We start from the raw sequence: 26,731 nt of genomic DNA, 5'->3' as shown, positions 1-26,731 counted from the left end.
AAAACCTATCCTTCTTTATTGTCAATAATCTGCTCGAGGAAATTATCATCTTCTTCATTAAAGAGTCTTCTTCAACAATATGGTCCTATTCATAAAGAATTAGAGCCACAGTTTAATGACTCTAATTTTTATGTCTATTCTTTACAAAAATCGACAAATTTTTTTGCCTGTATTAAGGACATATCTGTTTGTTCTCTCACAAACTTCACCGCTTTAATTTCACCGACGGACTTTATTTTTTCTTTTACTAAGGCAATCAGTTCCTCATTATAGATTTTAGTATAATCCATTTTTCCGACCTCCTCTAATCTATAATACCTTATACGACTATTTTAACCATTTAGTTTCAATATATATTAATACCACTAAAAGGGATTTGTAAAAATAAGGATAAATCAATTATGAGGGTTCATATTACTAGATAAAAACTACATTTAAACAGAAGCGCATAAAAACAAGAGCCCTCCCCCTAGCATTTGAAGCCAAAACCTCCATAGCGATAAATTGAAAGGAGCAAAGAAAGGGAAATCTCATCCCAAAATCTTTGCTCCTACTTCTACTGTTATTTACTTGACTTTATTGGTGGTTTCATCATTTCATTGTCATTCAATATTGTTTGATTCAAAGTTGTCTAGCAATACACGCACTTCATCCGTTGATTTTGTGTTCATCAATTGACTTCTTAATTCACCAGCTCCTCTGAATCCTTTGACATAAATTTTGAAGAAGCGATGAAGCCCTGTGATGGAACGTGGTAGTTCTTCCGAGTATTGATCTTGAAGATCGAGCTGCAGTCTTAAAAGATTAAGATATTCTTTACTGCTATGCTCTTTTGGCTCTTTTTCAAAAGCAAAAGGATTTTTAAAAATACCTCGTCCAATCATCACGCCATCAATACCGTATTGTTCAGCTAGCTGCAGTCCCGTTTGACGGTCAGGAATATCTCCATTGATCGTGAGTAGCGTATTAGGTGCAATACGATCACGTAACTTTTTGATTTCTGGAATGAGCTCCCAATGCGCATTTACTAGGCTCATTTCCTTTCTTGTTCGTAGATGAATCGAAAGGTTCGCTATATCCTGCTTTAAAATATGCGTTAGCCACTCTTCCCACTCATTTACATCCTTGTAGCCAAGTCGCGTTTTCACGCTAACAGGCAGTCCGCCCGCTTTTGCTGCTTGAATCAATTCTGCCGCAACATCTGGTCGGAGAATTAGGCCACTCCCCTTCCCTCTTGATGCTACATTTGGTACAGGGCAGCCCATGTTAATATCAATACCTTTAAATCCTAGCTCTGCCATGCCAATACTCATTTCACGGAAATACTCGGGATTATCTCCCCAAATATGTGCCACCATTGGCTGCTCATCTTCTGTAAAGAGCAAACGGCCACGCACACTTTTCTTTCCCTCTGGATGACAGTAGCTATCCGAATTTGTAAACTCAGTAAAAAACACATCTGGTCGACCTGCTTCACTTACAACGTGACGAAATACAACATCTGTCACATCTTCCATCGGTGCCAATACAAAAAATGGCCGTGGTAAATCACGCCAAAAATTATCGTTCATGTTATTTCCAATTCCTCTCACTATGGACATATTGATACATTTGCCTCATTACCTAATAGAGGTAGAAGTATTCTTTATCAAGAATTAATGTAAAAATCAACAATGTTTATTTTAACGAAAATCCGTCCTAAATGATATTTTAAAAAATAAAAAAGCAGATGGATAGCTTGTTTCTATCTCATCTACTTTTATTATACCTAATTTTCATTTCTATATTTTTTCGAATGGATCAATTTGTGAGGTGGATTTAAACAAAATAGATAATATGACTGCAATACAAGCCGTAGACATCGAATATTTACTCTCCTATATTTGAGTTCTGCCGTTATCTTCTTGTATCTGTTTAGTATGTTGTACCTTTAGTATCTCTGGTTTTTTTGACCAATAGGTAGCGAGAATTGGACCAGAAATATTATGCCAAACAGCCCCAAGTACACTAGGTAAGGCCGCTAAGGGACCGAAGTGGGCAGTGGCTAGCGCTACACCTAGACCAGAGTTCTGCATTCCAACTTCTATTGAAATAGCTCTTCGATTACTTTCATCGAGGCCTAATAGACGAGCTGTTATATAACCAAATAACAATCCGAATGCATTATGAAGCACTACAGCTGCAAAAATAATGGAGCCTGCCGAAGCGATGGTATCAACATTACCAGCAACAACAGCGGATACAATAATCATAATAGCAACTACTGAAATAAGAGGAATCACATTAATACTTTTTTCTACGATTTGAGGAACAACTCTTCTTATAACAATCCCTAGGATAATAGGGAAAATAATTACTTGAATAATTGAAGTAAACATTGCTATTGGATCAACTGGCATCCATTTACCTGCAAGTAATAATAGGATGAGTGGTGTGGCAATTGGAGCTAATAATGTCGAAAAGGATGTCATTGTGATGGACAAAGGTACATTTCCTTTAGCTAAATACACCATGACGTTTGAAGCAGTTCCACCAGGTACAGATCCAAGAAGGACTAGCCCTGCAGCTAATTCTGCCGGCAAGTTCATTATATAAGCAATTAAAAAAGCGGCAAGTGGCATGATAACATATTGAGCACATACACCAATAATGACTGGTACTGGATTCGTTATAACCAATTTAAAATCAACTGCTTTTAACGTTAGACCCATGCCAAACATAACAATGCCTAGCAAAATCGTGATATACCCTCCAAATATTAAAAAGGGCTCCGAAGCTATAAAAGCAATAACAGCAATACAAATAACCCAGATGGCGAAATATTTTCCAGCTATCGTACTAATCGCTTCTAAAATTTTCATAATTCCACTCCCTATATTTTTATTTTCAATATTTTATTCGGATTGAAAAGTGTGTCAGGGTCAAGTGCTTGTTTAATCTTTTCCATCACTAGAAGTGCTTTACCGTGTTCTTTCTCTTGATATTTCTGCTTACCAATGCCCACACCATGTTCTCCTGTACAAGTTCCTCCTCGTTCAAGTGCATACATCACAATCAATTCATTCAATTCATCAGCTTTCTTTATTTCTTTTGGATCATTCATATCAATCATTAATAGTACATGGAAATTGCCATCACCAACATGTCCAACAACCCCACCTGTAAGCGCTAACATATCAAGTGCTTCTCTTGCATGTTCTATAGCACCTGCTAATTCGGATATCGGTAAGCAAACATCGGTTACCATTAGTTTTTTTCCTGGGTGTCCATGGACATAGGCGTAAGCTAAATTATGGCGAGCTTCCCATAGCTGATTTCGGGCTGCATTATCCATCTCAAATTCAATATTTTCACAATTATGAGCCGCTACAATCTCTTTCATAAATTCTACATCTTGCCTTAAGCCAGCCTCATTCCCCTCAAACTCTAAAAATAAGGTTGGTTGTTCCTCATAAGCTGTTTGACTATACAAGTTCACTTGCTTCATTGAGGGTTCATCTACAAGTTCGACTCTTGCAATGGGAATTGCCGCTTGTAGAATACTCACCACTCCTTCCACAGCATCATTCACTGTTTTGAAGGACGCTCTAGCAGCCATTACACATTCAGGAATACCATAGACTCTTAACGTCAATTCAGTAAAACAACCAAGTGTTCCCTCAGACCCAACGAAAAGCCCATTTAAATGATAGCCTGATGAAGATTTTTCTGCTAAATTTCCTGTATGAATCACTGTTCCATCTGAGAGAACAACTTCTAAATCTCGAACTTGATCGCGCATAGTTCCATATTTAACAGATGTTGTCCCACTAGCATTTGTTGCCGCCATTCCTCCAATTGTTGCATCTGCTCCTGGGTCTACAGTGAAAAATAATCCATATTTCTTCAATTCTTTATTTAACTGAGAACGCGTTACCCCTGGTTGAACTTTCACAAGAAAGTCCTTCTCTCTAACTTCTACTATTCTGTTCATAAGTGAAAAATCAATCGTTATCCCATGATTATAAGGGATGACATGTCCTTCTAAGCTTGTTCCTCTTCCAAATGGCACTATCGGTACTTTGTATTGATTTGCTATGTTAATTATTTTACTCACTTCTTCTGTCTTTGTCGGAAACACCACAATATCAGGAAGACTGGCGCTATGATAGGATTCATCACTGCTATGCTGTTCTAAAATCGTTTGATTGATTGTCACTTCAATTTCTGGAAGAACACTTCGTAGAGCCATCACTAATTCTTCATTTGTAGTAATCATTTTTTCCTTCCCCTTTTACTCTCATAGTATTTTGAGTGTTTAATTGATAAATTTATATGTCATACCAATTTTCTATATTCTTTTAATTGGTCCAACCTTTTTACATTGTACTAAATATTCAGAAAATATCAACTATTAATTTTTTTCTTAAATTGATAAACATGCTGTATTTCTGTATGATTAAAGCGTTTATAGTACTATGTATTTAAGGTGGTGAGATAGGTAATGCCTCAACCAAAGAAAAAAGCATATCAAGTTATCGTTGATCAAATAAAGGAATATTTTTTAAATGGTGAATTACAGCCTGGGGATAAACTCCCGACAGAAAGAGAATTAGCAAGTCGTTTTAATGTCAGTCGAACATCGGTGAGAGAGGCACTTCGAAAACTTGAAATAAAAGGATTTATTGAAATTAAACAAGGCAGTGGTAGCTTTATTAAAACTGCTGAATCCCATACTTTAAGCGAAGAGCTTTCCTCTACAATAATAAATACTGAAAAAAAATTAATTTATGAAATGTTGGAACTTCGCCAAGCACTTGAAGTAGAGTGTGCCTTTTTAGCTTCACGACGAGCTACTTCTGTAGACTTAGAACGAATTAGCAAAGCATTAGACATGATGGATCAAGGTAAAAATGATGTAGAATTAGGAATTCAAGCAGACCTAAGTTTCCATCTTAATATTGTACTTGCTTCACATAACTCAATATTTTTACAATTATTTCAAACCCTTAGTGAGCATATGCAAGATACAATCCGAGCTACCCGTAGACAACGCTTGGAAGATTCGGAACGAACGCAAGAGACCATCGATGAACATAAAAGAATTTACTTAGCCATCGCTTCTGGAGATGCGAACCAAGCTAAGCAACTCATGGAAAACCATATCACGCAAATAAGACGAGAATTGACAGAGTCTCTTTTAAGTCATATTGGAGAAAAAAACAATTAAAACCCTAGATACGCATAGATGATATGTAGCATATTGAAATTAATGAAAAAAACTCGGATTCGTATTTGATCGAATCCGAGTTTTTATTGATAAACAAATAAAAAAGATTATTTTAACTGAAATCCGTCCTAAAACGATAATTTTTTATTGTGTAGGTGAGTTTAGTAATGTGTTAGTCGTTTAACTTCAACCATGCTACTGCTTCACAATGCGTCGAATGCGGGAACATATCCACTGGCTGGATTTCCTGTGTGTGATAGCCGCCATCCTCTAAAATGCGAAGATCGCGTGCTAGTGTGGCTGGATTACAGGATACGTAGACCACTCGTTTTGGTCGTTGCTCTAGAATAGTAGTTAGCAGTGCTTCATCGCAACCTTTGCGCGGTGGATCAACTACTAGTACGTCTGCTTCCTTGCCTTCTTTATACCATCTTGGGATAACTTCCTCTGCTGGGCCTGCTTCAAAATAAGTATTTGTAAAGCCATTAAGCAGTGCGTTGCGTTTGGCATCTTCAATCGCTTGTGGGACAATTTCCACGCCCATGACGGCCTTTGCTTTTTGAGCAAGGAATAAAGAAATCGTACCAATTCCACAATACGCATCAATGACACGTTCATCTCCCTGCAAGCCAGCATAATCTAGTGCTTGCTTGTAGAGGACCTCTGTTTGCTCTGGGTTGACTTGATAGAAGGAACGAGCAGAGATTTCAAAACGTACGTCACCAATTGTATCAATAATAACGTCTTTACCCCAAAGGTTGATTGTGTCATCACCAAAAATCACATTGGTTTTCTCACTATTCACATTTTGCATAATCGATGTAACGTTTGGCACTAGCTTTTGGATTACTGCAATAGCTGCCTCTTTTTGTGGAAACTTTTTCCTTTTAGTTACAAGGACAACCATGACTTCGCCTGTTGCTTGTGCTTTACGGATAACGACATGACGCAACATCCCATCATGTGTATGCTCATTGTAAGAGCTAATGCCTAAAGTTGCTAATTCCTTTTTCAAGCCTGCAAGAATTGCATCTGCTTCTCCTGTTTGAATTAAACAGCGATCCATATCCACAATGCTATGCGTTTTTGTTTTATAAAAGCCTGCAATCGCTTGTCCTGCTTCATTTTCAGAGAAAGGAATTTGGGCTTTATTACGGTAGTGCCAAGGTTCTTTCATACCTTTTACTGGGTGAACAGGTGCATTAATTTTACCAATCCGCTGCATCACATTGCGCACCATATTTTCTTTCCATTTTAGCTGTCCCTCATAGGATAAATGCTGTAATTGGCAGCCGCCACACTGCTTGAAGTAATCACATGGAGCTTCAACACGGTCTGGAGATGGCTTGATAATATCTATTACCTTTGCAAAGCCATAGTTTTTTAATGTTTTTAACACATGGATTTCGGCCGTTTCGTTTGGCAGTGCGCCTTGTATGAATAGTGGATAACCTTCAACCTTTGCGACACCATTGCCATCATGCGTTAGATCTTCTATATAAACTGAAAGTCGTTCATTTTTTTTCACGGGTGCTGACATTCGTACATCCTCCATTTCAATCTCCTTATTGTAGCATGTGTTGGCGAATGAAAAAAGAACAAGACTTGGCTGTTGCGTGTCTCTGCTAATCAACTTGAAAAAAGAGTCGCTATTCGCGACTCTTTTCCTGCTCTTTTGTAATATGATAATCCCTTGGTGCCCACCAAAATGCACACAAGATCCCAAGAATGACGACAATAAAAGGTGCATAAAAAATTAAAAAACTTTGCATATGTGCTTTCCTCCTATGCGTGATTGTCTTCTTTTCCTGTCACATATTTTTTATTGAATAAGAATAGTTTCATCAATAAATAAAGTGAAGGAAGAAGAAGACACAGTCCTAAAATAAATGCGATAACTAAAGCGATCGCCATTTGTGTGCTTGTAAAGCTATCGTAAATGGTTAAATACGGGTACAGTAGGTATGGATATTGAGCTATTCCATAAGCAAAGAAGGCTACGGCAAATTGAGCAATCAGAAGCCCAACTGCAAGTCCGTACTTTTTACGCATGGCAATGAGTACGACTGTGACAATAAATAAGACAGCTGAAATCGCAAACATCCACCATAAATTTACCATATGACTGTAGCTCTCTGGATTGATGGATTTCATTTCATACATAATGCCTAGCGCACTAATCATTAGCGGTGCTGCCCACACAAGAGCATATTTTCTCATCAGTTTCGTTGCTTCGATATCATTTGCTTTATGCGCGTACCATGTTAAGAATACGGCTGAAATATACAATACAGCAGCGATACTTAGTACCACAATGCTCCAAGCAAATGGACTTGTATATAAAGTCCAGTAGTTCAGCACAGGCTGCCCATCAATTACATCAACATAGCCTCCACCAGCAATAGCAAAGACAACGGATAAAGAAGCGGGAATTAATAAACCTGCTACACCATATGTCAGTGTATATCCGATATGGCCTCGTGTACCATACGATTCAAAGGCATAGTAGGAGCCTCGAATTGCCAATAGTACAAGCGAAATACTAACGGGCACAAGTAAAATCGTTCCGTAATAAAAAGCGGTTTGCGGGAAAAATCCTACTATTCCTACAAAGAAGAATACTAAAAAGACATTGGTAACTTCCCAAACAGGCGATAAATAACGTTTAATAATATTTGTTAAAATATGATTTTTTCCAATAAGTAGGCTGTATGCATTAAAGAAGCCAGCACCAAAATCGATCGATGCGACAATGACATAGCCAAATAGGAATATCCATAATACTGAAATACCTAAAATCTCTAACGTCATAGGATGTCACCGCCTTTTTCAGAGTGGCGATCTTCAATCTCGCGTTCGATTGGGTTCTTTTTAAACATTCTTACCAATACGACAATACTTCCCACTGCTAATACTGCATAGACGCCTGCGAATAAAAGCAGCATTAAATCCACATGGTCGCTCGTCGTAGCTCCCTCAGGTGTACGCATTAATCCATAAAGTATCCATGGTTGACGTCCAACTTCGGCAAGCCACCAACCTGCTTCAATCGCGATAATTGATAGTGGTCCTCCCGCTACGATTATCCATCTATACCATCGTGAATGAATAAACTGCCAGCCCCGTGCTTTCCCTACAACATAAAGTAATGAAACTAGCACCATAAACATACCAATGGAAACCATGATATCAAAGAGATAGTGAATATAGAGTGGCGGTAGATCCTCTTCCTCAAATTGATCTAAGCCGATTACCTCTGCATTAGGATTAAAATGTGCAAGAATGCTTAAAGCATACGGAATTTTAATAGCATATTTAACTTCTTCTCCATCTAAGACACCAAATAATACAAGTGAAGCCTTACCTTCTGTTTCAAAATGCCATTCTGCTGCGGCTAGTTTTTCGGGTTGATATTCGGCTAAGTATTTTCCTGAAAAATCTCCAATCACAGCGGCTGCAATGGAGAAAATCAAGCCAATTTTCATTAATAAAAGTAGTGATTTTTTATGGTATACATGCTTCGAACCTTTTAACATCCTAAATCCTGCAATAGCTGCTAGCACGAATGCCGATGTCATGTACGCTGTCACAAGTACATGTGCAACCTTTGTTGGCATGGCAGGGTTAAACATTGCAAGAAAAGGTTGAATATTAACAAGTTCTCCATCTACGATATCAAATCCTCTTGGTGCGTTCATAAAAGCGTTAACGATTGTGATAAAGACTGCCGACATCGATGCTCCTACAGCAACAGGGATTAACAGAAGCATATGCTTTTTCTGACTATCAAAGCGATCCCAAGTATATAAATAGATGCCCAAGAATATCGCCTCAAAGAAAAATGCAAACGTTTCCATAAAAAGTGGTAACGCAATTGTTTGACCAGCGAGTTGCATAAAATTAGGCCACAATAATGATAGTTGTAAGCCGATTGCGGTTCCAGTTACCACACCGACTGCTACAGTAATGACAAAACCACGGGCCCAACGTCTTGCCATTAAGATATAATGTTCATCATTCTTTTTATACCCAGTCCATTGAGCAATCATAATCATTAACGGGACACCCACACCAATTGTTGCATAAATAATATGGAACGATAATGTTAACTCCGTTAATGCTCGGCTCCAATAGACCGCTGATTCATTAATCATCTCATTGCCCCCTTAACTTCCAAATATTCTTCCAAGAATAGAAAGTAGCATAATGATTGCAACACCAAAGCTTAGCCATATAAGCTTCTTTTCTTGTGACTTATACAAAGGCAACACTTCCTTTCCCTTATCCATACCCCCATTTTCCACTATTCCAACGAAAAAAACCTTAATAACGGACCGAAATTTCAGTCTATTATTAAGGTTTCAAATTTTGTTCAAGTAATATACGCACATTTGCCAAACATTTTTCTAATTTCATTCACAATCTTACTTCTAAAGCTTATTTTATGGAATTTAGCCAGTTTTATTCTAGTGATGGAATTTTCGTTAAGAGGATTTGGAGTGGTATCCTTACCTTTTAGAGCGCTTTTTACTTCCTTTGGAGCGGCTTCCTCATCTTTTTGATCACTTTTCACTTCATTTGGAGCGGCTTCCTCATCTTTTTGATCACTTTTCACTTCATTTGGAGCGGCTTTCTCACCTTTATGAGCACTTCAATCGCCTTCTCTAGAGGAGTCCTCACCTTTTGAAGTGTTCTAACTAGACATCTTTTCGAGTGACGTCACCTAACTTCAAGCAACCAATCATATAGAAATACAAAATAAAGCTCATCCTCAATAAAATCGGATGAGCTTTTCGGGTTCATTAAATACGGTCTTCCTCTCGAATATCTGCGAGTGGAACAAAGATTTCGATGTGACGCTTTAGGTTTTCAAATGTAGCGGGAGCGTCTCCGCCATATTCGCCATCGAGATTAAGGTGGACCTCATTTTCTGTAGTAACTTTGACAACGCTAGCTTTTTTGTAGATGACACGATCATCATTTAAATGTTCGCCTCTTAATGCCATAGCAGCTAGTTGAATAAATTCAGGAAGACTTACCTTCTTTAGCACTATTAAAGTAAAGTAACCATCATTAATGCTTGCATCAGGAGCTAGTTTTTCAAAGCCGCCTACTGAATTCGTTAACCCACATAGGAACATCATAGCGTCGCCATCAAATACTTCGCCATCATATTCAATGCGCATATGTGAGGCTTTGATGGATGGAATCATCTCAACTGCCTTTACATAATAGGCTAACTGACCAAGCATTGTTTTCATTTTGCTTGGTACTTCGTAAGTTAGCTCTGTAATACGTCCGCCAGCAGCAATATTGATGAAATAGCGTTCCCCATTTAAGAGACCAACATCCACTGGTAATGTGTCGCCTTGAATAATAATGTCTACTGCCTCTTCAATATTTCGAGGGATATGCACGGCACGGGCAAAATCATTTGTAGTGCCCATTGGAATTAGACCAACTTTCGGACGGTTTTCAAATGGACTTACACCTGAAACAACTTCATTTAATGTGCCATCTCCACCAACTGCGATGATGATATCAAAACCGCGTTCTACCGCATTTTTTGCTGCAAGCGTTGCATCACCTTCACATGTTGTTGCGTGACAGGATGTCTCATAGCCTGCTACCTCTAGTTTTTCCAACACCTCTGGTAGATGTTTCTTAAACACTTCGCGTCCAGATGTAGGATTATAAATGATTCTTGCTCGTTTCATAACATACCTTCCTGCTTCATAAGATTCTACTTCATTCAACGATTTATAGGTTGAAATGTTGCAATACTCTTGTTATTTTTGTAATGCTTCTGTTACTTGCTTCTTAAAGTCCTCATAAACATATGTCCAATATGTTTGATTGGATATATTTTCCTCACGAATTTCTGCATAAAGAGTCTTTTGTGCCTCTTCAAAGGTTGGATCTTCTTTATCTGGTAAGCTTGCTCGTTTCGTTACGACGAACTCTTGTAATTCTGGTGCACGTGGTCCCCATTTTCCAATCACATCTCCTGCATCATCTAACAATAGATAAATCGGAATTGCACGGCCACCGTTTGTTAAATAACGATCAATTAGCTCTGTATCAGCATCACGGAAAACGGTACGCATATCTAATCCTGCTGCTTCAGCAATACGACGAATAATTGGATTATTTAACATTGCGTCTCCGCACCAATCCTCTGTAATTGTTAAAATTTTAGGTTGTTTTTCTTTTAATAACCCGATAAAACCATCGTTTGTTGGTACTTCAAAGCCATCATAAATACGAAAGCTTTCTTCTTTTAACGTCGTCATGTTCTCCATATATTGTTGTATTGATATAGCTTCATTAAAATACTGTTGTTCTGTTTTCATTGGCTCGTCCCCCTTATTATTGTCTATTCTATATTTTGCTATGAATACTCTTTTTAAACAACTATTAAGTTTCGTAAAATGCAAATTTGTTACATTTTTGAAAATTAATAGCCGAGGGAGCAATGAAGCTCTCTCGGCTATTATGTTACAACGAGTATTATCGTTTGGCAATTTCTTGTTGTAATAATTTATTAACCATTGGTGGGTTAGCTTGACCTTTTGTTGCCTTCATAATTTGACCAACTAAGAAGCCAATCGCACGGTCTTTACCATTTTTGAAGTCCTCGATAGATTGAACATTGTTATCTAAAACTTCTGTTACGATTGCTAGTAATGCACCTTCATCAGAAATTTGCACTAAGCCTTTTGCTTTCACAATATCCTGCGCAGAGCCGCCATTTTCTACTAATTCAGCAAATAATTTTTTACCGATCTTAGAAGAAATTGTACCGTCCGTGATTAATTTCACCATTTCAGCAAGGTTTTCTGGTGTTAATGCAGTATCTTTTAGATCTTTTTGCTCTGCGTTTAAATAAGCAGAAACATCACCCATTAACCAGTTAGCAGAAAGCTTAGCATCTGCCCCCTTTGCTACCATTGCCTCAAAGAAGTCTGAGATCTCTTTAGAGATAACAAGAACTCCAGCATCATAAGGTGTTAAGCCTAGTTCTTCAACATAGCGTTTTTTACGAGCATCTGGAAGCTCTGGAATTTCAGATTTCACACGCTCTAACCATGCATCATCAATTGAAAGACGAACTAAGTCTGGCTCTGGGAAGTAACGGTAGTCATCTGTTCCCTCTTTAACACGCATTAAAATTGTTTTACCTGTTTTTTCATCAAAACGACGTGTTTCTTGCTCAATCACGCCACCAGATAATAATACATCTGCTTGACGTAATTCTTCATGCTCTAAACCACGACGAACATAGTTGAAGGAGTTCAGGTTTTTAAGCTCTGTTTTTGTACCAAATTCTTCTTGACCATAAGGGCGAAGAGAAATATTGGCATCACAACGTAGTGAGCCTTCTTCCATCTTACAATCAGATACGTCAGTATATTGAATAATCGATTTTAATTTTTCAAGATATGCATATGCTTCGTTTGGTGTACGAATATCTGGCTCAGAAACGATTTCAACAAGCGGTGTTCCTTGACGGTTAAAGTCAACTAGTGAATGGTCACCAGCATGTGAAAGTTTACCAGCGTCTTCTTCCATATGAAGACGCGTGATACCGATACGTTTTGTATAGCCGTCTACTTCAATATCGATCCAGCCGTTTTTACCGATTGGTTTATCGAATTGTGAAATTTGATAAGCTTTCGGATTATCTGGATAGAAGTAGTTTTTACGGTCAAACTTTGTTTCTTGCTCGATTTCCATATTGAGTGCCAGTGCTGCACGCATAGCGAAATCTACTACATTTTTGTTCAGGACTGGTAGGACCCCAGGATAGCCTAAATCGATTACTGTTGTATTTGTATTTGGTTCAGCACCAAAGTGAGCTGGTGCTGGTGAGAAGATTTTTGAGTTTGTCTTCAACTCAACGTGTACTTCTAAACCAATGACTGTTTCAAAGTTCATGTTATTTTCCCTCCCACATTTGAGGAACTTCTTTATGGAACTCAGTAGCTTGTTCAAAAGCATGAGCCACACGGTAAATAGTTGCTTCATCGAAATATTTACCAATTATTTGTAAACCTAGTGGTAGACCGTTTTCAAAGCCACAAGGAATTGAAATTGCTGGTACACCTGCTAAGTTCATCGGGATTGTTAAAATATCGTTTGCATACATTGTCATTGGATCATCAACATTTTCACCAATCTTGAATGCTGGTGTTGGAGCTGTTGGTCCAATGATAACATCAAAGTCTTCAAATACTTTATCGTAGTCTGCTTTGATCAGTGTACGTGCTTGTTGTGCTTTTTTGTAGTACGCATCATACGTACCTGCACTTAGTGAGTAAGTACCTAACATGATACGTCGTTTTACTTCATCACCAAAGCCTTGAGCACGTGTTTCTTTATAAAGGTCCATTAAATTTGTCACGTTTTCTGCACGGAAACCATAGCGGATACCATCGAAACGAGATAGGTTAGAAGACGCTTCAGAAGAAGAAAGGATATAGTACGCAGCTAGTGCATATTTTGAGTGAGGAAGTGATACCTCTTCTACAGTAGCGCCTAAGCCTTTTAATACCTCTAATGCTGCAAGCACTGATTGACGAGCTGCTTCACCAACGCCTTCACCAAGGAATTCTTTTGGCACAGCAATACGTAAGCCCTTAACATCACCAGTAAGAGCTGAAGCGTAATTTGGCACCTCAACATTCGCAGAAGTCGAATCATTTGGATCTAATCCAGCGATAGCTTCTAGTAATAGCGCATTATCTTCAACATTGCGTGTAATTGGTCCAATTTGATCTAGAGAAGATGCGAATGCAACGAGACCAAAACGAGATACACGACCATATGTAGGTTTCATCCCTACAACACCACAGTAAGCTGCAGGTTGACGGATTGAACCACCTGTATCTGATCCAAGAGAGAATGGTACTTCACCAGCTGCTACAGCTGCTGCAGATGCACCTGAAGAACCTCCTGGTACGTGGTTTAAGTTCCATGGATTTTTTGTTGTTTTATAGTATGAGTTTTCGTTTGAAGAACCCATTGCAAATTCATCCATGTTTAATTTACCAACTGTAATCATGCCAGCTTCACGTAGCTTGTTGACAACAGTTGCATCATAGATTGGCATAAAGCCTTCTAGAATTTTAGAGGCACATGTTGTTTCTAAGCCTTCTGTTACGATGTTGTCTTTCACACCGATCGGTAGACCGAATAATGGTCCACGCTTTTCAAATGGTACTTTATCCATTTCAGCAGCTTGAGCAGTTGCTTTTTCTTCGTTTGAAGCAAGGAATGCTTGTACATCGCCATCAAGCTTTGCAATACGCTCGTATGCTTCTTTCGTTAAGTCAGCGATTGATAGGTTACCCGCTTTAATTTCTGCTTGTAACTCCTTAGCTGAACGTTCAAATAGCGTCATGAGGAATCCTCCTATGTTTTAGTATTACATGATAGCTGGTACTTTTACTTGACCATCTTCTTGTTCTTTTACGTTTAACATCATTACTTCTCGGTCTAAACCTTTTACTGCTACATCTTCACGCATTACGTTCACTAATGGTAAAACGTGCGTTGTTGGTTCAACATTTGTTGTATCCAGTTCATTTAACTGCTCCGCAAAGTCTGTAATTTTGCCAAGCTGTTCAGCAAATTTCTCTGCTTCTTCTTCTGTAATTGCAAGACGTGCTAAATTTGCCACGTGCTTTACTTCTTCTTTTGTTAATTTAGCCATTTTTCACACCTCCGAATACTTGTTCAATTCATTGTTTTTATTGATAACAATAGGGTTGAATAAAGTTAACCATGCCAATAATCATAACATTTTTCATTTTAAAAATCACAACTTTCACTAAAAATATAGAAACTTTCACTACTATAACAAAGTGTTGTCTCTATCATACTGTTGTGTTCCTCTATTTCAATCCATTACCATAAAAAATATAGTCAGCTCAAAGGCTGACTATATTAATCATAGATATGCACGTAAGGGTCCTTGTCATTGGCCTTTTTGATGATTAATGCCTCAGGACCATTCACTGAAGTAACACTCACTTCCACATGAATATTATCAAATTGATTGATTAAAATCCCTGTTAAATATTGTGTAAATCCTATTATCTCTGCTTTGCCGAAAAATTGGATTGGGATTTCAATCGAAAGATTTTGTATTTGTTTATTACGATAGAAACCAGTACCGATCACACTTGTATAGTTAGAAAAATATTTATCAACATCTTGTTTGAAGTTCTTGAAGTTATTATTGACATCTCGGTATACATCTTGTGAATCATCTGTTGGGAACAAGACGTAATTTTCATCTATACCTTCCCAATCAGCGATGCTGTTCTGCCCAGCTTTTGCTACACCATAGCTAAAGTATGTCCCTGGAATAATTTGATTACGGGCTTGCTGCTTAAACAAACCGACCACAATCGGTACATCCTTTAACTCTTCACGTGAACGTAAACGAGAAACGATTTCAGCAGCCATTTTTTTGCCTTGCTCAATAAGAGTAGACTCTGAAATTGGTTCCTCGTAATATTCCCCATACTGTTCTTTTTGATAATAATAGATAGAATTTAAGGCAAGACCGATTGAAATCCCACCTAGTTTCACTTTATTATCCTTCGTTTTTGTTAAGTAGTTTTGCTCTACAATATGGGATAAATAAACTGGAGCCTTTGTTGCTCGCTCCTCAGGTGTCATTGTGTCTGTTGTCGGTGGATTTAATCCATCCTCTGTTTGTGAACTACGAGCAAGCCAAGAGCTTACTGTACTTTCAGCTAAATATTGACCTTCTTGGAAGTAGTAGTTTTCTGTGTCGAACTCATTTTGAGATAAACGCATTAAACCTGATTCAACTTCCTTCATATCATATTTCGTATAAATGTTAGAAACCACTAGACCTCTACTTGCACTCTCTTTATAAGGGATAAGCGTCTTATAATAAGATTCATCAATTTGTATGCTTGGAATAATTGTTGTTTCAGCTTTTTCTTTCTGTTGCGTTTCCTGTGTAAGCTCTGTCTCCTTCTTGTCAGAAGGCACACAGCCGACTAGCATTGCAGCAGCTACGATTGCTGGAATGAGTCGAAAAGACTTCATTATTTAGTGCTCCTTTACTAATAGTCAATTTTAGGTCGACGAAACTACTCGACGCCTTGATGTAACGATTGTGCACCAGATATCGCTTCCTATTCATAAAAAGGGAGGATATCATGCACTTATTAGATGAGGTTAAGTTGTTCAATTAAGTTATCTTCAGTCCAAACTTCGATACCCAATTGCTCAGCCTTTGTTAGTTTAGAGCCTGCATCCGCACCTGCGATCACTAGATCTGTTTTTTTGCTGACACTACCCGTGACTGTACCACCTAACTCTTCTATTTTCGCTTTTGCTTCGTTGCGTGTCAATTGCTCAAGTTTACCAGTTAAGACAATTGTTTTACCTGCAAAAGGACTATCACCTATCGCCACTTCTACTTTTTTACCTTTGTATGTCATATTCACGCCTGCATCAGCAAGACGCTCAATGACTGCTCGTGCATCTTCATTTGAGAAATACTCCACTAACGATGAAGCCATTTTATCTCCAATTTCATAAATTGCCACAAGCTGCTCCTCTGTTGCAGCCATCACGGCTTCCATTGAACCAAATTCCTCTGATACGATTTTGGCTGCTTTTTCACCAACATGACGAATTCCTAGTCCAATTAACAAACGCTCCATCGAATTTTCCTTCGATGCTTGAATAGCATTTACTAAATTAGTTGCTGATTTTTCGCCCATACGTTCCAATTCCACAAGTTGCTCCACCGTTAAATGATACAGGTCAGAAACATCATGTATTAAATCTGCACGCAATAATTGCTCCACTACTTTATCCCCAAGACCGTCAATATTCATCGCGTTTCGAGAAACAAAATATTTTATGCTTTCTGCGATTTGCGCAAAGCAGGCAGGATTTACACAGCGCAAGGCAACTTCGCCTTCAATACGAATCAATTCACTATCACAAACAGGGCAATTTTTTGGCATGACAAAAGGGACTGAATCCTCAGGACGTTGTTCTATAAGCACACCTACAACTTGGGGAATAATGTCACCAGCTTTTCGAATAATAACTGTATCTCCAAGACGAATATCCTTATCTCGAATTAAATCTTCATTGTGTAAAGAAGCACGTTGAACCGTCGTTCCAGCTACTTGTACGGGGGTTAAAATCGCTGTAGGCGTAACAACACCTGTACGACCTACTGTTAAATCAATATCAAGTAACGTTGTAACAACTTCCTCTGCTGGAAATTTGTAGGCAATTGCCCAGCGTGGACTCTTTGCTGTATAACCTAGTTCATCTTGCTGAGCATAACGGTCAACTTTAATAACAATTCCGTCAATCTCGTAAGCTAATTTTGGACGGTTTTCTGTCCAATGTTCTATAAAGGCCATTACCTCTTCAATCGTAGAGCATCGTTGGCGTTCTTTATTTGAAGGGAAGCCTAGGCCTTCTAAATAATCAAGCATTTCTGCATGACCGTCGATACCATATACTTCACCGTCTCCACCAATGGCATAGATAAACGTTGATAATTGGCGACTGGCCGCAATTTTAGGGTCTAATTGACGTAATGAGCCAGCAGCAGCATTACGAGGATTAGCAAACAACTCCTCACCATTGTCAGCACGTTGGGCATTTAAGTTTTCAAAAGATTTTTTCGGCATATATGCCTCACCACGTACTTCAATCGTAATGGGTTCCTTTAAACGAAGGGGAATCGCACGGATTGTCTTTAAATTGGCGGTAATATCTTCTCCTACCACACCATCTCCTCTTGTAGCCCCTTGTACAAACATGCCATTTTCATATTTTAATGAAATAGCCAAACCATCTATTTTCAGCTCACATACATAAGAAAATTGATCTCCGATAGCCTGACGTACTTTACGATCGAATTCTCGTAAATCCGCTTCATTAAAAGCATTTGAAAGACTAAGCATCGGGTAATCATGCGTCACTTTTTTAAAGCCCTCTACCACTGCTCCACCAACACGCTGCGTAGGAGAATCGGGGTAAATAAGGGATGGGTTTGCTTCTTCTAATGCAATCAGTTCCTGTAATAGCTGGTCATAGACACTATCTGCTACGACAGGTTTATCTAACACATAATACGCATAACCATATTCATGCAATAATTTATTTAACTCCGCTATACGCTGTTCTATTTCGTTCATTTACGTTCCTCCGCTTACGCTTTTTCAATAGGTGCAAATTGAGCAAGTAATCGCTTTATACCAATTGGTTGTGGGAATGCGATATCGAGCTCTGTACTATCACCTTCACCTTTTACACTAACAACCATACCTGTTCCCCATTTTTTATGAATCGCCTTATCTCCAGCCTTCCATCCAAATTGATCTCCGCCCGTTGCTTGTAAACGTGCTGTGGCAGGTTGTGTTTGCTGAATAGCACCAAGTGTACGCTTTTGATGGCCACCGGTTGAACGATTGTTAGTAGCAAATGGTACTGTTGATGTTGTCCCTGCCTTAGAAATTGACTCTGTAATATCTTGAGAAATTTCACCTAAAAATCGGGAGGCATTATTAAAGCTTGAACGACCAAAAATCGTACGGCTTTGGGCACAGGTTAAATATAGACGTTCCTCAGCACGGGTCACACCTACGTACATAAGGCGGCGTTCCTCTTCCATTTCATCTTGATCGTCTAGTGAGCGGGAATGTGGGAAAATGTTTTCCTCCATACCGATTATAAAGACAACTGGGAACTCTAAGCCTTTAGCTGCATGCATCGTCATTAAAATAATATTGCCTTTGGATGCATCCTCTTTGTCGAGTGCATCAATATCAGCTATAAGGGCTAAATCTGTTAAAAAGGCAATTAAGCTTTTATCATCACTGCGCTCTTCAAAAGCCTTTGTGACAGATAAAAACTCTTCAATATTTTCTAAACGGCTTTCTGCTTCAATTGTTTTTTCGTTTTGTAACATTGCTCGATAACCCGATTTATCAATAACTTGCTCCACAATTTCAGTGACAGACAGATATTCCTGCATTTGTGTAAAGCCTTTAATCATGGCATAAAATTGCTCAGCCGAATTTGCTGCTTTCCCTGATAGTCCCATGAAAACAAGATCATTCATCGCGTCAAAAATCGAACGATCCTGATCTATTGCATAACGTGCCATTTTTTCAAAGGAAGTTGCACCAATACTGCGCTTTGGCTCATTAATAATACGTGCTAGTGATAAATCATCATCATTATTAGCAATAAGTCGTAGATATGCTAGTAAGTCCTTTATCTCTTTTCGATCATAGAACTTTGTTCCGCCTACTATTTGATAGGCCATATTGGACTTAACAAGTACTTCCTCCATTACACGAGATTGAGCGTTTGTACGATATAAAATAGCAAAGTCATCAAAGGAACGATTTTCTTTTTCAATTAACTGTTGAATCGTTTGTACAACAAATTGCGCTTCCTCCTGCTCGTTATAAGCTTTATATAGTGCAATCTTTTCACCTTCTGAATTTTCTGTGCGTAATTCTTTTGGGTAACGTGTTGTATTATTTTGAATGACGTCATTGGCTGCTTGTAGGATGCGTTTAGTTGAACGATAATTTTGCTCTAGCATAATCACCTTTGCAGTAGGATAATCCTTTTCGAAGGATAGGATATTCCCAATATCTGCACCACGCCAACGATAAATAGACTGATCGGAATCACCTACAACACAGATATTTTTAAATTTCTTTGCTAGTAACTGTACAAGTAAATACTGAGATTTATTGGTATCTTGATATTCATCGACATGAATATATTGAAATTTATTTTGATAATATTCAAGCACTTCAGGTACACGTTTAAACAACGTAATCGTCGTCATTATTAAATCATCAAAATCAAGGGATTGGTTGCGGCGTAATCTTTTCTCATAGCCTTTATAGACACGTGCAACTGTTTGTTCATAAGGGTTTTTATCATTCATTTGTCCAGCGTAATCATCCGCTGCTATACACTCGTTTTTTGCCGCACTAATAGCATTTAAAATTGCTCGTGGCTCAAAACGTTTTGGGTCAATATTTTCTTCCTTCATCACATTTTTGATGACTGAAAGCTGATCCGTAGAATCTAAAATAGAGAAATTACGAGAAATGCCTAGTTGATCGATATTACGACGTAAAATCCTTACACACATGGAGTGGAAAGTCGATACCCACATACTATCGCCAGTACCATTGCCAAGAATGCCATCAATACGATCACGCATTTCTCGTGCTGCTTTATTTGTAAATGTAATCGCTAAAATTTTAGAAGGATATACTTCCTTTTCGATAACTAGGTAAGCAATTCGATGTGTTAAAACTCGCGTTTTTCCTGACCCAGCACCTGCCATAATGAGTAATGGTCCTTCAGTTGTTTTAACTGCTCTTTCTTGTTCAGGATTCATGCCTGCTAGTAAATTTTTTGTTAACTGTTCCATTTCGCACCGCCTTACAAACATTTGTTCTAAAATTATAACGTATTTTTAACAGCCTTAACAGTCGCAAGTGCAGCTTTTAAATCTTCGTAGATAATATTTCCAACTACTACCGTATCAGCAACGCGTGCCATTTCCTCTGCTTGCTTTGCAGATTTTATGCCACCACCGTAAAAGAGTTTGGTATGCTTCAGTTCGTTTTTCACAGCACTGACTACCTCTAGATTGCCATACATTCCACTGTACTCTAAATAAAAAACAGGTAGTTTAAAGAAATTCTCTGCCATGCGTGCATAAGCTACCACATCATCAATCGTTAAATCTGTTTTCGCACCCGTTACATGGGCTACTTTACAATCAGGATTTAAAATACAATATCCTTCCGCTACTAATTCATCCCATACCATAATATCGCCGTATTCTTTAATAGCCTCATGATGTAAATTTTTAATCCATTTTGGATCATCACTATTTAATACCGTTGGGATGAAATAATAGTCGTAACCTGGTGTTACCGCATCGATCGTAGAAATTTCAAGCGCTATCGGCACCTCAAAACGACGCACTCGAACAAGTAAATCTAATACCCCATCCAACGTTACATTATCAGTTCCCCCAACTAAAATAACATCTGTCCCAGACTCGCAAATTTTTTCTAATGCTTCATCGGAAATGTCCTTCGCTGGATCTAGCTTGAACACATGTCTCCATTCCAAATAATCCATCTATGTTTACCACCTATCATTTTCTATCTATTCGTTTACAAGTATAGCTTATGATTCACGACAAAAAAATGAAAAAGACCGAGTAGAACTTCTACTCAGCCTTTTTTCTGACTATTCTTTTGGTGCTTGGAATGGTTTTTCATCAGGATACAAACGACCTAACATTTCATCATATGTATCATTCCCATAATCGAAGCAGCGACGCACGCGCGAAATAGTTGCAGTACTTGCCCCTGTTTCCTTTTTAATGGATTCGTAGGTTTTCTTTAATCGTAATAAATGTGCAACCTCAAAGCGTTGTGCCAACGATTGTATTTCACTAATCGTACATAAATCATCAAAAAACTTATAGCATTCCTCGATGTCCTTCAACTCTAACACTGCTTTAAATAATTGATCTGTTTGATGCCCCCGAATTTTTTCGATTTGCATGCAATTTTCCTCCCTTTAAGGCTGCGTTTTCACCATTGCTTGTAACCCTGGCGAAGCTGGTACGAAATGAACCCACGACTTTCCTGGTACAAGCTTTACAGGATCCCCTGTTTGCTCTACAGCCATTGGTATTCCATTAACATTAGCCCATTTGACTTCCCTCAAATAGCCATTTTGAAATACATACGCATTTCCACCAGACGTTAAATCAATTGCTTGGCGACCAATATCATCGATTGTTTGGTGATCCATTTCGAAAAATAGAACATTTGCCAATGACACTGTTTCGCCTGTTAACATATCTTTTGTGTCCACGCTAGCCGATTGTCGTTCATAGTGATTAGTTTGATGATCATACACATACGCGTTATGGAAATCTTCATTATTTCCGTAATAAATGTCAACTTGACTTGTTTCAATACCTATTTTACCACGTTCATCAGGTTCATAAAAAGCCTGAAGTACTTTTTCACTGTAATTCATTGAAGCGCCTACCATTTCAGCACCTTTTAGAATGTTGTCTGATGTAATATAGGAATTGTGTGGCGCAACGCGGTCGTTAGAACGTTTAAACAGAATACCATCATAAGCCATACCGTTGATATTGTCGACGATACGATGATCAAGCATTGTTTTCGCCTCTGGACTATAGCCATGTGCTACATAAAAGGCATCAAATCCCTTGGCCATATCGATAAAATAAGAGCGTGCACTACGAACCGGCCCAATATTTTCTGGCAGTTCACTTTGGTATACTGCTAAAAAGCGTGTCACATTACCTTCTGCAAGCATTTCATAAATGATATCCGCCGCAGCTAAGCCTGATTGTGGACGTGCCGCTGGATGATTATTAATGGTTACGATAATTGGTCGCTGTGTAATTTCTTCTTGTACAGCCTCCCCAGTAAGTGGTGCAACAAAAGCTGATTGTTGCACAGGCTCCTCCACTACTGCTTCTTCCTCTACAATTGGTTCTTCATCCTCTTTGACTTTTGGTGTATCCTTTGAACATCCCCCGATTACCAAAGCACTAAATGCAAAAGCAATCCATAATTTTTTCGATTTGAACACAAGCATATCTCTCCTTTGAACAATTACACATATTTGTAATTGTTTAAACAACTGAAACACTTTTATGAATTAGCGCATAACAGCAGGTAATAATAACTTATTCTTCATCACATCGAAAATTCCTTGTGGTGTTATACGAATATATGGTAAATGAGTAGATTGTAAAAATAATAATGTATAAATGGCATCTCCTAATTGATAGCCTCTATCTGCTAAAGCTTGTTTTAATGCCTTTTCTTTGTCTGTTAAAGTGAATAAATCTCCATCATACAAAAGTCCACCAATTGTTAATGGAATATCTGCTATAACTTCTCCTTTTTCAACGAGAACAATACCCCCATTCATTGCTTTCATTTCTTCGAATGCTTTCATCATATCGTCTTTATTTTTTCCAATTAACAATATGTCACCCGTGTTGGAATAAGAGGATGCAAAGCCTTGGACATCTGTTGCAAATCCTTTAATCATTGTATTTACATGCCAGTTGCCTTTTCGATTAATGAGCATTAAATAGCACTCATCATGATTTCCCAATTGCCCTTCTTTAGCAATTAAAGAATTATAAGGCTTTGTAATCACATCATTAACTAATTGAATCCCAAACGGCATAGAAAACTGGAAATCCTGTGAATCTAATGAGAAATCTAAATCTAACGTTGGGATGGCTGAATAATCAATTGTCGCCATTCTATGCACCCGATCCCCATCACGCTTCAACCAGACACCCTTTGATAAGACACTTTCTGGAACAGGATGATATTCATCTTGTAAAATATTGAGTGAAGCAAAACGCCCTGTTGCGATAAAACCATGTAAATTAGACATGTTGTAATAACGTGCTACATTATAGGAAGCCATTTGGTAAGCATCAATAGGAGATACCCCTGCATCTAAAGCTACTTGAATGCATTTATCCATCACACCATCCTCATGGAATGAAGGTGTTGAACCGTCTGTTGTCATCATTAAATGATCAAAGATTGGAAGTTCTTTTTCTACTATTCCTTTTAGTAGATGTGGTAAATCTGGTCGAATGGAAGAATGACGTAAAGTTACAGCATAGCCCTGCATAATACGACGCTCTACCTCTTCTACTGTCATTGCCTCATGATCACCATCAGCACCAAGCAGTTTCATGCGTGCCAATGTTCTTTCTGAAGCTCCAGGGAAATGTCCTTCAATTTTTTTTCCCAGTCCCTTAGCCATTTGCATACGATAAAGCATTTGATCGTCACCATGCAACAGCTTAGGCCAGCCTGTCAACTCTCCACCAAGTAAGACATCACTTCGCTCTAACCACTCTAATATAGAAGTATTAGAGAAAACCTCTTCCTCTTGCTCCAATTCAGTTTGTGAGTCAAAGCGAGTCCACCAATAAAAAGAAAACGGTAGCTTTTTCAAACTCTCTAAAATTGAAAACGCTTTCTTATTTTCTAAATTTAAAACAAAGCTTAAATTATCCGAAATAAAAGTTGTTGTCCCAAGCTGACCACAAAAATCTGCAAATGACTGTGGATGATAAAGCTGGAATGGGTGTACATGTGGCTCAATATAGCCAGGTACGATTGTTTTTCCTGTACAATCCACCACTTCTGTTCCTTCTAATAAAGGAGGCATTCTGTCACCAGCATAGACAATGCGATCTCCCAAAATCCAAATGTTTCCTACTATGAATTGCTTTAACATACTATGCAAATAACGTGCATTCTTCAGCACGATATCTGGTGCCTTTTTCCCATCGATTACTGCTAATTGTTGACGTATTTTTGTTATTTTCCATACTGGATCCATGCTATTCGCTCCTTCCTAAATTACGTAATTTTTCATTGTGTAAATCCAACTTGAAATCACATACTACTACTGCATAATCGCATATTTTCAAAAAAATTATGCTTTATGCAATCATCTTGTTTCAATCGTAACACAGCACTTTCATAAAGCAAAGTGCACCTCGCTTATTTTTTCCACAATGACTAAAGGAGGAAGTATGATGATGCAGCAAGCAAATTTAAGCGAAAAGAATGCATTTTGTCGTTTTGCCATGGGGACGAGTTTGACCGCATTTGGTATCGCTAAAGTTTCTAGAAATCCTAATTGTACAAAAGGTCGATTAATGATTGCATTAGGTGCCATGAAAATGGCCGAAGGACTTTTTAAATATTGTCCAACGAAAGCAGTTTTAAGCTCCAATATGCAGAATGCCATGAACACCTCTATGCAAAGTATGTTCAGCGGGCAAAATTCTATGTCTACTGAACAAATCGATAAGCTCATGAAGGATTTTTCCTCTGCTATAGCTGGTAATTCTTCAGGTTCACAAGCTACTGCTTCAAAACAATCTGACACCAGCACTTCAACTCAAAATTCCTCAAAGAGTAGTGATTCTTCAACGAATAAAGCTCAGAATCCTTCTTAGTCAAAGGAGCCGTCCCAATCTATTATTGAGACGGCTCTTACCTCTTACGTTTTGAAACAACAAGAGGTTTCAAAAGACGATAAAAAATATTTAGTGAAAATAATAATTACTTAAATGTACGCCAGCCAATATCTTTACGGAAGAAAAAGTGATCCCATGTTTCCGTTGCAATACCTTCATAAACCTTTTCCTGTGCTTCTTGTAAAGTAGCTGCTTTTGCACCAACTAACAGTACACGTCCACCATTACCAACGAATTGACCGTCTACTAATTTTGTACCTGCATGGAAAACTGCATGTGATGTCGAAAGTGTCTCTAAATTTGGTAATACCTTACCTTTTTCAACGTCTCCTGGGTAACCCTCTGCTGCAATGACTACACCAAGCATTGCTTCTTCTGACCATTGTAAATCAAAAGGCTGTTCATCCATTAACGCCATCATAAATGCACCAAAATCTGAAACCATACGTGGCAATACAACTTGCGTTTCTGGATCACCAAAACGAGCATTAAACTCTATGACCTGAGGGCCTTTCTTCGTTAAAATTAACCCTGCGTATAAAATACCTGTAAAGGAAGCACCATCTGCCTCCATCCCTTTAACAGTTGGTTCTACAATAGTTTGAAAAGCACTATCTACTACCTCTTGTGGAATTTGTGGTACTGGTGAATAAGCACCCATACCTCCTGTATTTGGTCCTTTATCACCGTCATAAGCTCGTTTATGATCTTGTGCAATAACCATCGGATAAATTTGTCCTTTGTGTACAAAAGACATAAAGGAGAATTCTTCACCGTCTAAAAATTCCTCAACGACAACACGTGAAGAGGATTCACCAAAACGTTGGTTTCCAATCATATCCTGTACAGCTTCAATTGCTTCTTCCTCTGTCATTGCCACGACAACGCCCTTACCAGCCGCTAAACCATCAGCCTTAATGACAATAGGCGCCCCTTGTTCTTTAATATAGGCTATTGCTTTTTCTGCTTCAGTAAATGTTTCATGTGCTGCTGTAGGAATATTATATTTATTCATAATTTCCTTAGCATAGGATTTACTGCTTTCTATTTGAGCAGCAACTTTTGTAGGACCGAATATACGTAAACCTCTAGCTGTAAAGAAATCGACAATGCCTTCAGCAAGCGGCTGTTCTGGGCCAACAAATGTTAATGCAATATCATTTTCCTTGGCAAATTGAGCGAGACCTGCGAAATCCATTGTATCAATAGCAACAACTTCTACTTCGCCCCGCATCCCATCATTTCCTGGCGCTACGAACACGTTGTTCACTGATGGAGAAATGCTGAATTGTTTAGCGATTGCATGCTCACGACCACCGCTTCCGATTACTAATACATTCATTTTAGAGAATCCTCCTCTTTGTAAGTAAGACCGAGAT

The 26,731-nt window shown here is 38.3% G+C and carries 24 protein-coding genes; 2 read left to right on the top strand and 22 right to left on the bottom strand.

The features are described 5' to 3' along the window. Window positions 1-134: 134 nt before the first annotated feature. The 4 genes from HCH28_RS19990 to HCH28_RS19975 form a co-directional block, all read right to left on the bottom strand. Window positions 135-290, bottom strand: a complete 156-nt coding sequence (locus tag HCH28_RS19990) for a hypothetical protein (RefSeq protein ID WP_162832712.1) — start codon at window positions 288-290, stop codon at window positions 135-137. Between the two features lie 312 nt (window positions 291-602). Next, window positions 603-1,571 carry a tRNA dihydrouridine synthase gene (locus tag HCH28_RS19985; RefSeq protein WP_221682790.1) on the bottom strand — a complete coding sequence of 323 codons (969 nt, stop codon included), beginning with the start codon at window positions 1,569-1,571 and terminating at the stop codon, window positions 603-605. A 306-nt stretch (window positions 1,572-1,877) separates the two neighbouring features. Then, entirely contained in the window at window positions 1,878-2,861 is a 984-nt protein-coding gene (locus HCH28_RS19980; RefSeq protein WP_221682789.1) for a bile acid:sodium symporter family protein, read from the bottom strand. Between the two features lie 11 nt (window positions 2,862-2,872). Beyond that, window positions 2,873-4,258 carry an FAD-binding oxidoreductase gene (locus HCH28_RS19975; RefSeq protein ID WP_009374261.1) on the bottom strand — a complete coding sequence of 462 codons (1,386 nt, stop codon included), beginning with the start codon at window positions 4,256-4,258 and terminating at the stop codon, window positions 2,873-2,875. A gap of 225 nt (window positions 4,259-4,483) precedes the next feature. On the opposite strand from HCH28_RS19975, the gene HCH28_RS19970 reads away from it, so the two are divergent. Further along, window positions 4,484-5,209, top strand: a complete 726-nt coding sequence (locus HCH28_RS19970) for a FadR/GntR family transcriptional regulator (protein ID WP_221682788.1) — start codon at window positions 4,484-4,486, stop codon at window positions 5,207-5,209. A gap of 172 nt (window positions 5,210-5,381) precedes the next feature. Here the strand turns inward: HCH28_RS19970 and rlmD are convergent, their stop codons facing one another. The 17 genes from rlmD to HCH28_RS19890 form a co-directional block, all read right to left on the bottom strand. Then, window positions 5,382-6,749 carry a 23S rRNA (uracil(1939)-C(5))-methyltransferase RlmD gene (gene rlmD / locus HCH28_RS19965; protein WP_221682853.1) on the bottom strand — a complete coding sequence of 456 codons (1,368 nt, stop codon included), beginning with the start codon at window positions 6,747-6,749 and terminating at the stop codon, window positions 5,382-5,384. Window positions 6,750-6,858: 109 nt separating this feature from the next. Further along, window positions 6,859-6,981 carry a cytochrome bd oxidase small subunit CydS family protein gene (gene cydS, locus HCH28_RS25175; protein WP_004225690.1) on the bottom strand — a complete coding sequence of 41 codons (123 nt, stop codon included), beginning with the start codon at window positions 6,979-6,981 and terminating at the stop codon, window positions 6,859-6,861. A gap of 13 nt (window positions 6,982-6,994) precedes the next feature. After that, window positions 6,995-8,020 (bottom strand): cytochrome d ubiquinol oxidase subunit II, encoded by a 1,026-nt coding sequence (locus tag HCH28_RS19960; protein WP_221682787.1) that lies wholly within the window; start codon window positions 8,018-8,020, stop codon window positions 6,995-6,997. Continuing rightward, window positions 8,017-9,363, bottom strand: a complete 1,347-nt coding sequence (locus HCH28_RS19955; RefSeq protein WP_016995190.1) for a cytochrome ubiquinol oxidase subunit I — start codon at window positions 9,361-9,363, stop codon at window positions 8,017-8,019. The genes HCH28_RS19960 and HCH28_RS19955 overlap by 4 nt, the downstream gene beginning before the upstream one ends. A 218-nt stretch (window positions 9,364-9,581) precedes the next feature. Next, entirely contained in the window at window positions 9,582-9,824 is a 243-nt protein-coding gene (locus HCH28_RS19950; RefSeq protein WP_221682786.1) for a hypothetical protein, read from the bottom strand. Window positions 9,825-10,011: 187 nt separating this feature from the next. Next, on the bottom strand, window positions 10,012-10,926 hold the full coding sequence (locus tag HCH28_RS19945) for a diacylglycerol kinase (protein WP_004225701.1): 915 nt from the start codon (window positions 10,924-10,926) through the stop codon (window positions 10,012-10,014). A 72-nt stretch (window positions 10,927-10,998) separates the two neighbouring features. Further along, window positions 10,999-11,562: a thioredoxin family protein gene (locus tag HCH28_RS19940; RefSeq protein WP_004225703.1), complete on the bottom strand. Its 564-nt coding sequence runs from the start codon at window positions 11,560-11,562 to the stop codon at window positions 10,999-11,001. A 157-nt stretch (window positions 11,563-11,719) separates the two neighbouring features. Next, window positions 11,720-13,147, bottom strand: a complete 1,428-nt coding sequence (gene gatB, locus HCH28_RS19935) for an Asp-tRNA(Asn)/Glu-tRNA(Gln) amidotransferase subunit GatB (protein ID WP_221682785.1) — start codon at window positions 13,145-13,147, stop codon at window positions 11,720-11,722. Between the two features lies 1 nt (window position 13,148). Beyond that, a complete protein-coding gene (gene gatA, locus HCH28_RS19930) occupies window positions 13,149-14,612 on the bottom strand; it encodes an Asp-tRNA(Asn)/Glu-tRNA(Gln) amidotransferase subunit GatA (protein ID WP_221682784.1) in 1,464 nt (487 codons plus the stop codon). 24 nt (window positions 14,613-14,636) lie between these two features. Next, window positions 14,637-14,924, bottom strand: coding sequence for an Asp-tRNA(Asn)/Glu-tRNA(Gln) amidotransferase subunit GatC (gatC, locus tag HCH28_RS19925; protein ID WP_004225708.1), 288 nt, complete (start codon window positions 14,922-14,924; stop codon window positions 14,637-14,639). Window positions 14,925-15,157: 233 nt separating this feature from the next. Beyond that, window positions 15,158-16,297 (bottom strand): CamS family sex pheromone protein, encoded by a 1,140-nt coding sequence (locus HCH28_RS19920; RefSeq protein ID WP_004225709.1) that lies wholly within the window; start codon window positions 16,295-16,297, stop codon window positions 15,158-15,160. 122 nt (window positions 16,298-16,419) lie between these two features. Continuing rightward, window positions 16,420-18,423 carry an NAD-dependent DNA ligase LigA gene (gene ligA, locus HCH28_RS19915; protein ID WP_004225711.1) on the bottom strand — a complete coding sequence of 668 codons (2,004 nt, stop codon included), beginning with the start codon at window positions 18,421-18,423 and terminating at the stop codon, window positions 16,420-16,422. Between the two features lie 14 nt (window positions 18,424-18,437). Then, window positions 18,438-20,690 (bottom strand): DNA helicase PcrA, encoded by a 2,253-nt coding sequence (gene pcrA, locus HCH28_RS19910; protein ID WP_221682783.1) that lies wholly within the window; start codon window positions 20,688-20,690, stop codon window positions 18,438-18,440. 32 nt (window positions 20,691-20,722) lie between these two features. Next, a complete protein-coding gene (gene pcrB, locus HCH28_RS19905; protein WP_221682782.1) occupies window positions 20,723-21,412 on the bottom strand; it encodes a heptaprenylglyceryl phosphate synthase in 690 nt (229 codons plus the stop codon). A gap of 111 nt (window positions 21,413-21,523) precedes the next feature. Next, the gene (locus tag HCH28_RS19900; RefSeq protein ID WP_004225717.1) at window positions 21,524-21,844 is read right to left on the bottom strand and encodes a YerC/YecD family TrpR-related protein; all 321 of its coding nucleotides are present in this window, start codon (window positions 21,842-21,844) and stop codon (window positions 21,524-21,526) included. Between the two features lie 15 nt (window positions 21,845-21,859). Beyond that, the gene (locus HCH28_RS19895; RefSeq protein WP_221682781.1) at window positions 21,860-22,915 is read right to left on the bottom strand and encodes a DUF3048 domain-containing protein; all 1,056 of its coding nucleotides are present in this window, start codon (window positions 22,913-22,915) and stop codon (window positions 21,860-21,862) included. Between the two features lie 69 nt (window positions 22,916-22,984). Beyond that, a complete protein-coding gene (locus HCH28_RS19890; protein WP_221682780.1) occupies window positions 22,985-24,706 on the bottom strand; it encodes an adenine deaminase C-terminal domain-containing protein in 1,722 nt (573 codons plus the stop codon). Between the two features lie 199 nt (window positions 24,707-24,905). Here HCH28_RS19890 and HCH28_RS19885 point away from each other — a divergent pair, with 199 nt between their 5' ends. Further along, window positions 24,906-25,331, top strand: a complete 426-nt coding sequence (locus HCH28_RS19885; protein WP_255601702.1) for a YgaP-like transmembrane domain — start codon at window positions 24,906-24,908, stop codon at window positions 25,329-25,331. A gap of 106 nt (window positions 25,332-25,437) precedes the next feature. On the opposite strand, the gene purD is transcribed toward HCH28_RS19885, so the two are convergent. Further along, on the bottom strand, window positions 25,438-26,694 hold the full coding sequence (purD, locus tag HCH28_RS19880; protein ID WP_221682778.1) for a phosphoribosylamine--glycine ligase: 1,257 nt from the start codon (window positions 26,692-26,694) through the stop codon (window positions 25,438-25,440). Between the last annotated feature and the right edge of the window lie 37 nt (window positions 26,695-26,731).

The organism is Lysinibacillus sp. K60 (assembly GCF_019731275.1).
In the GTDB taxonomy this organism is placed as follows: domain Bacteria; phylum Bacillota; class Bacilli; order Bacillales_A; family Planococcaceae; genus Lysinibacillus; species Lysinibacillus capsici.
The sequence above is the reverse complement of the archived record's forward strand: the minus strand, read 5'-3'. Positions and strand labels throughout refer to the sequence as shown.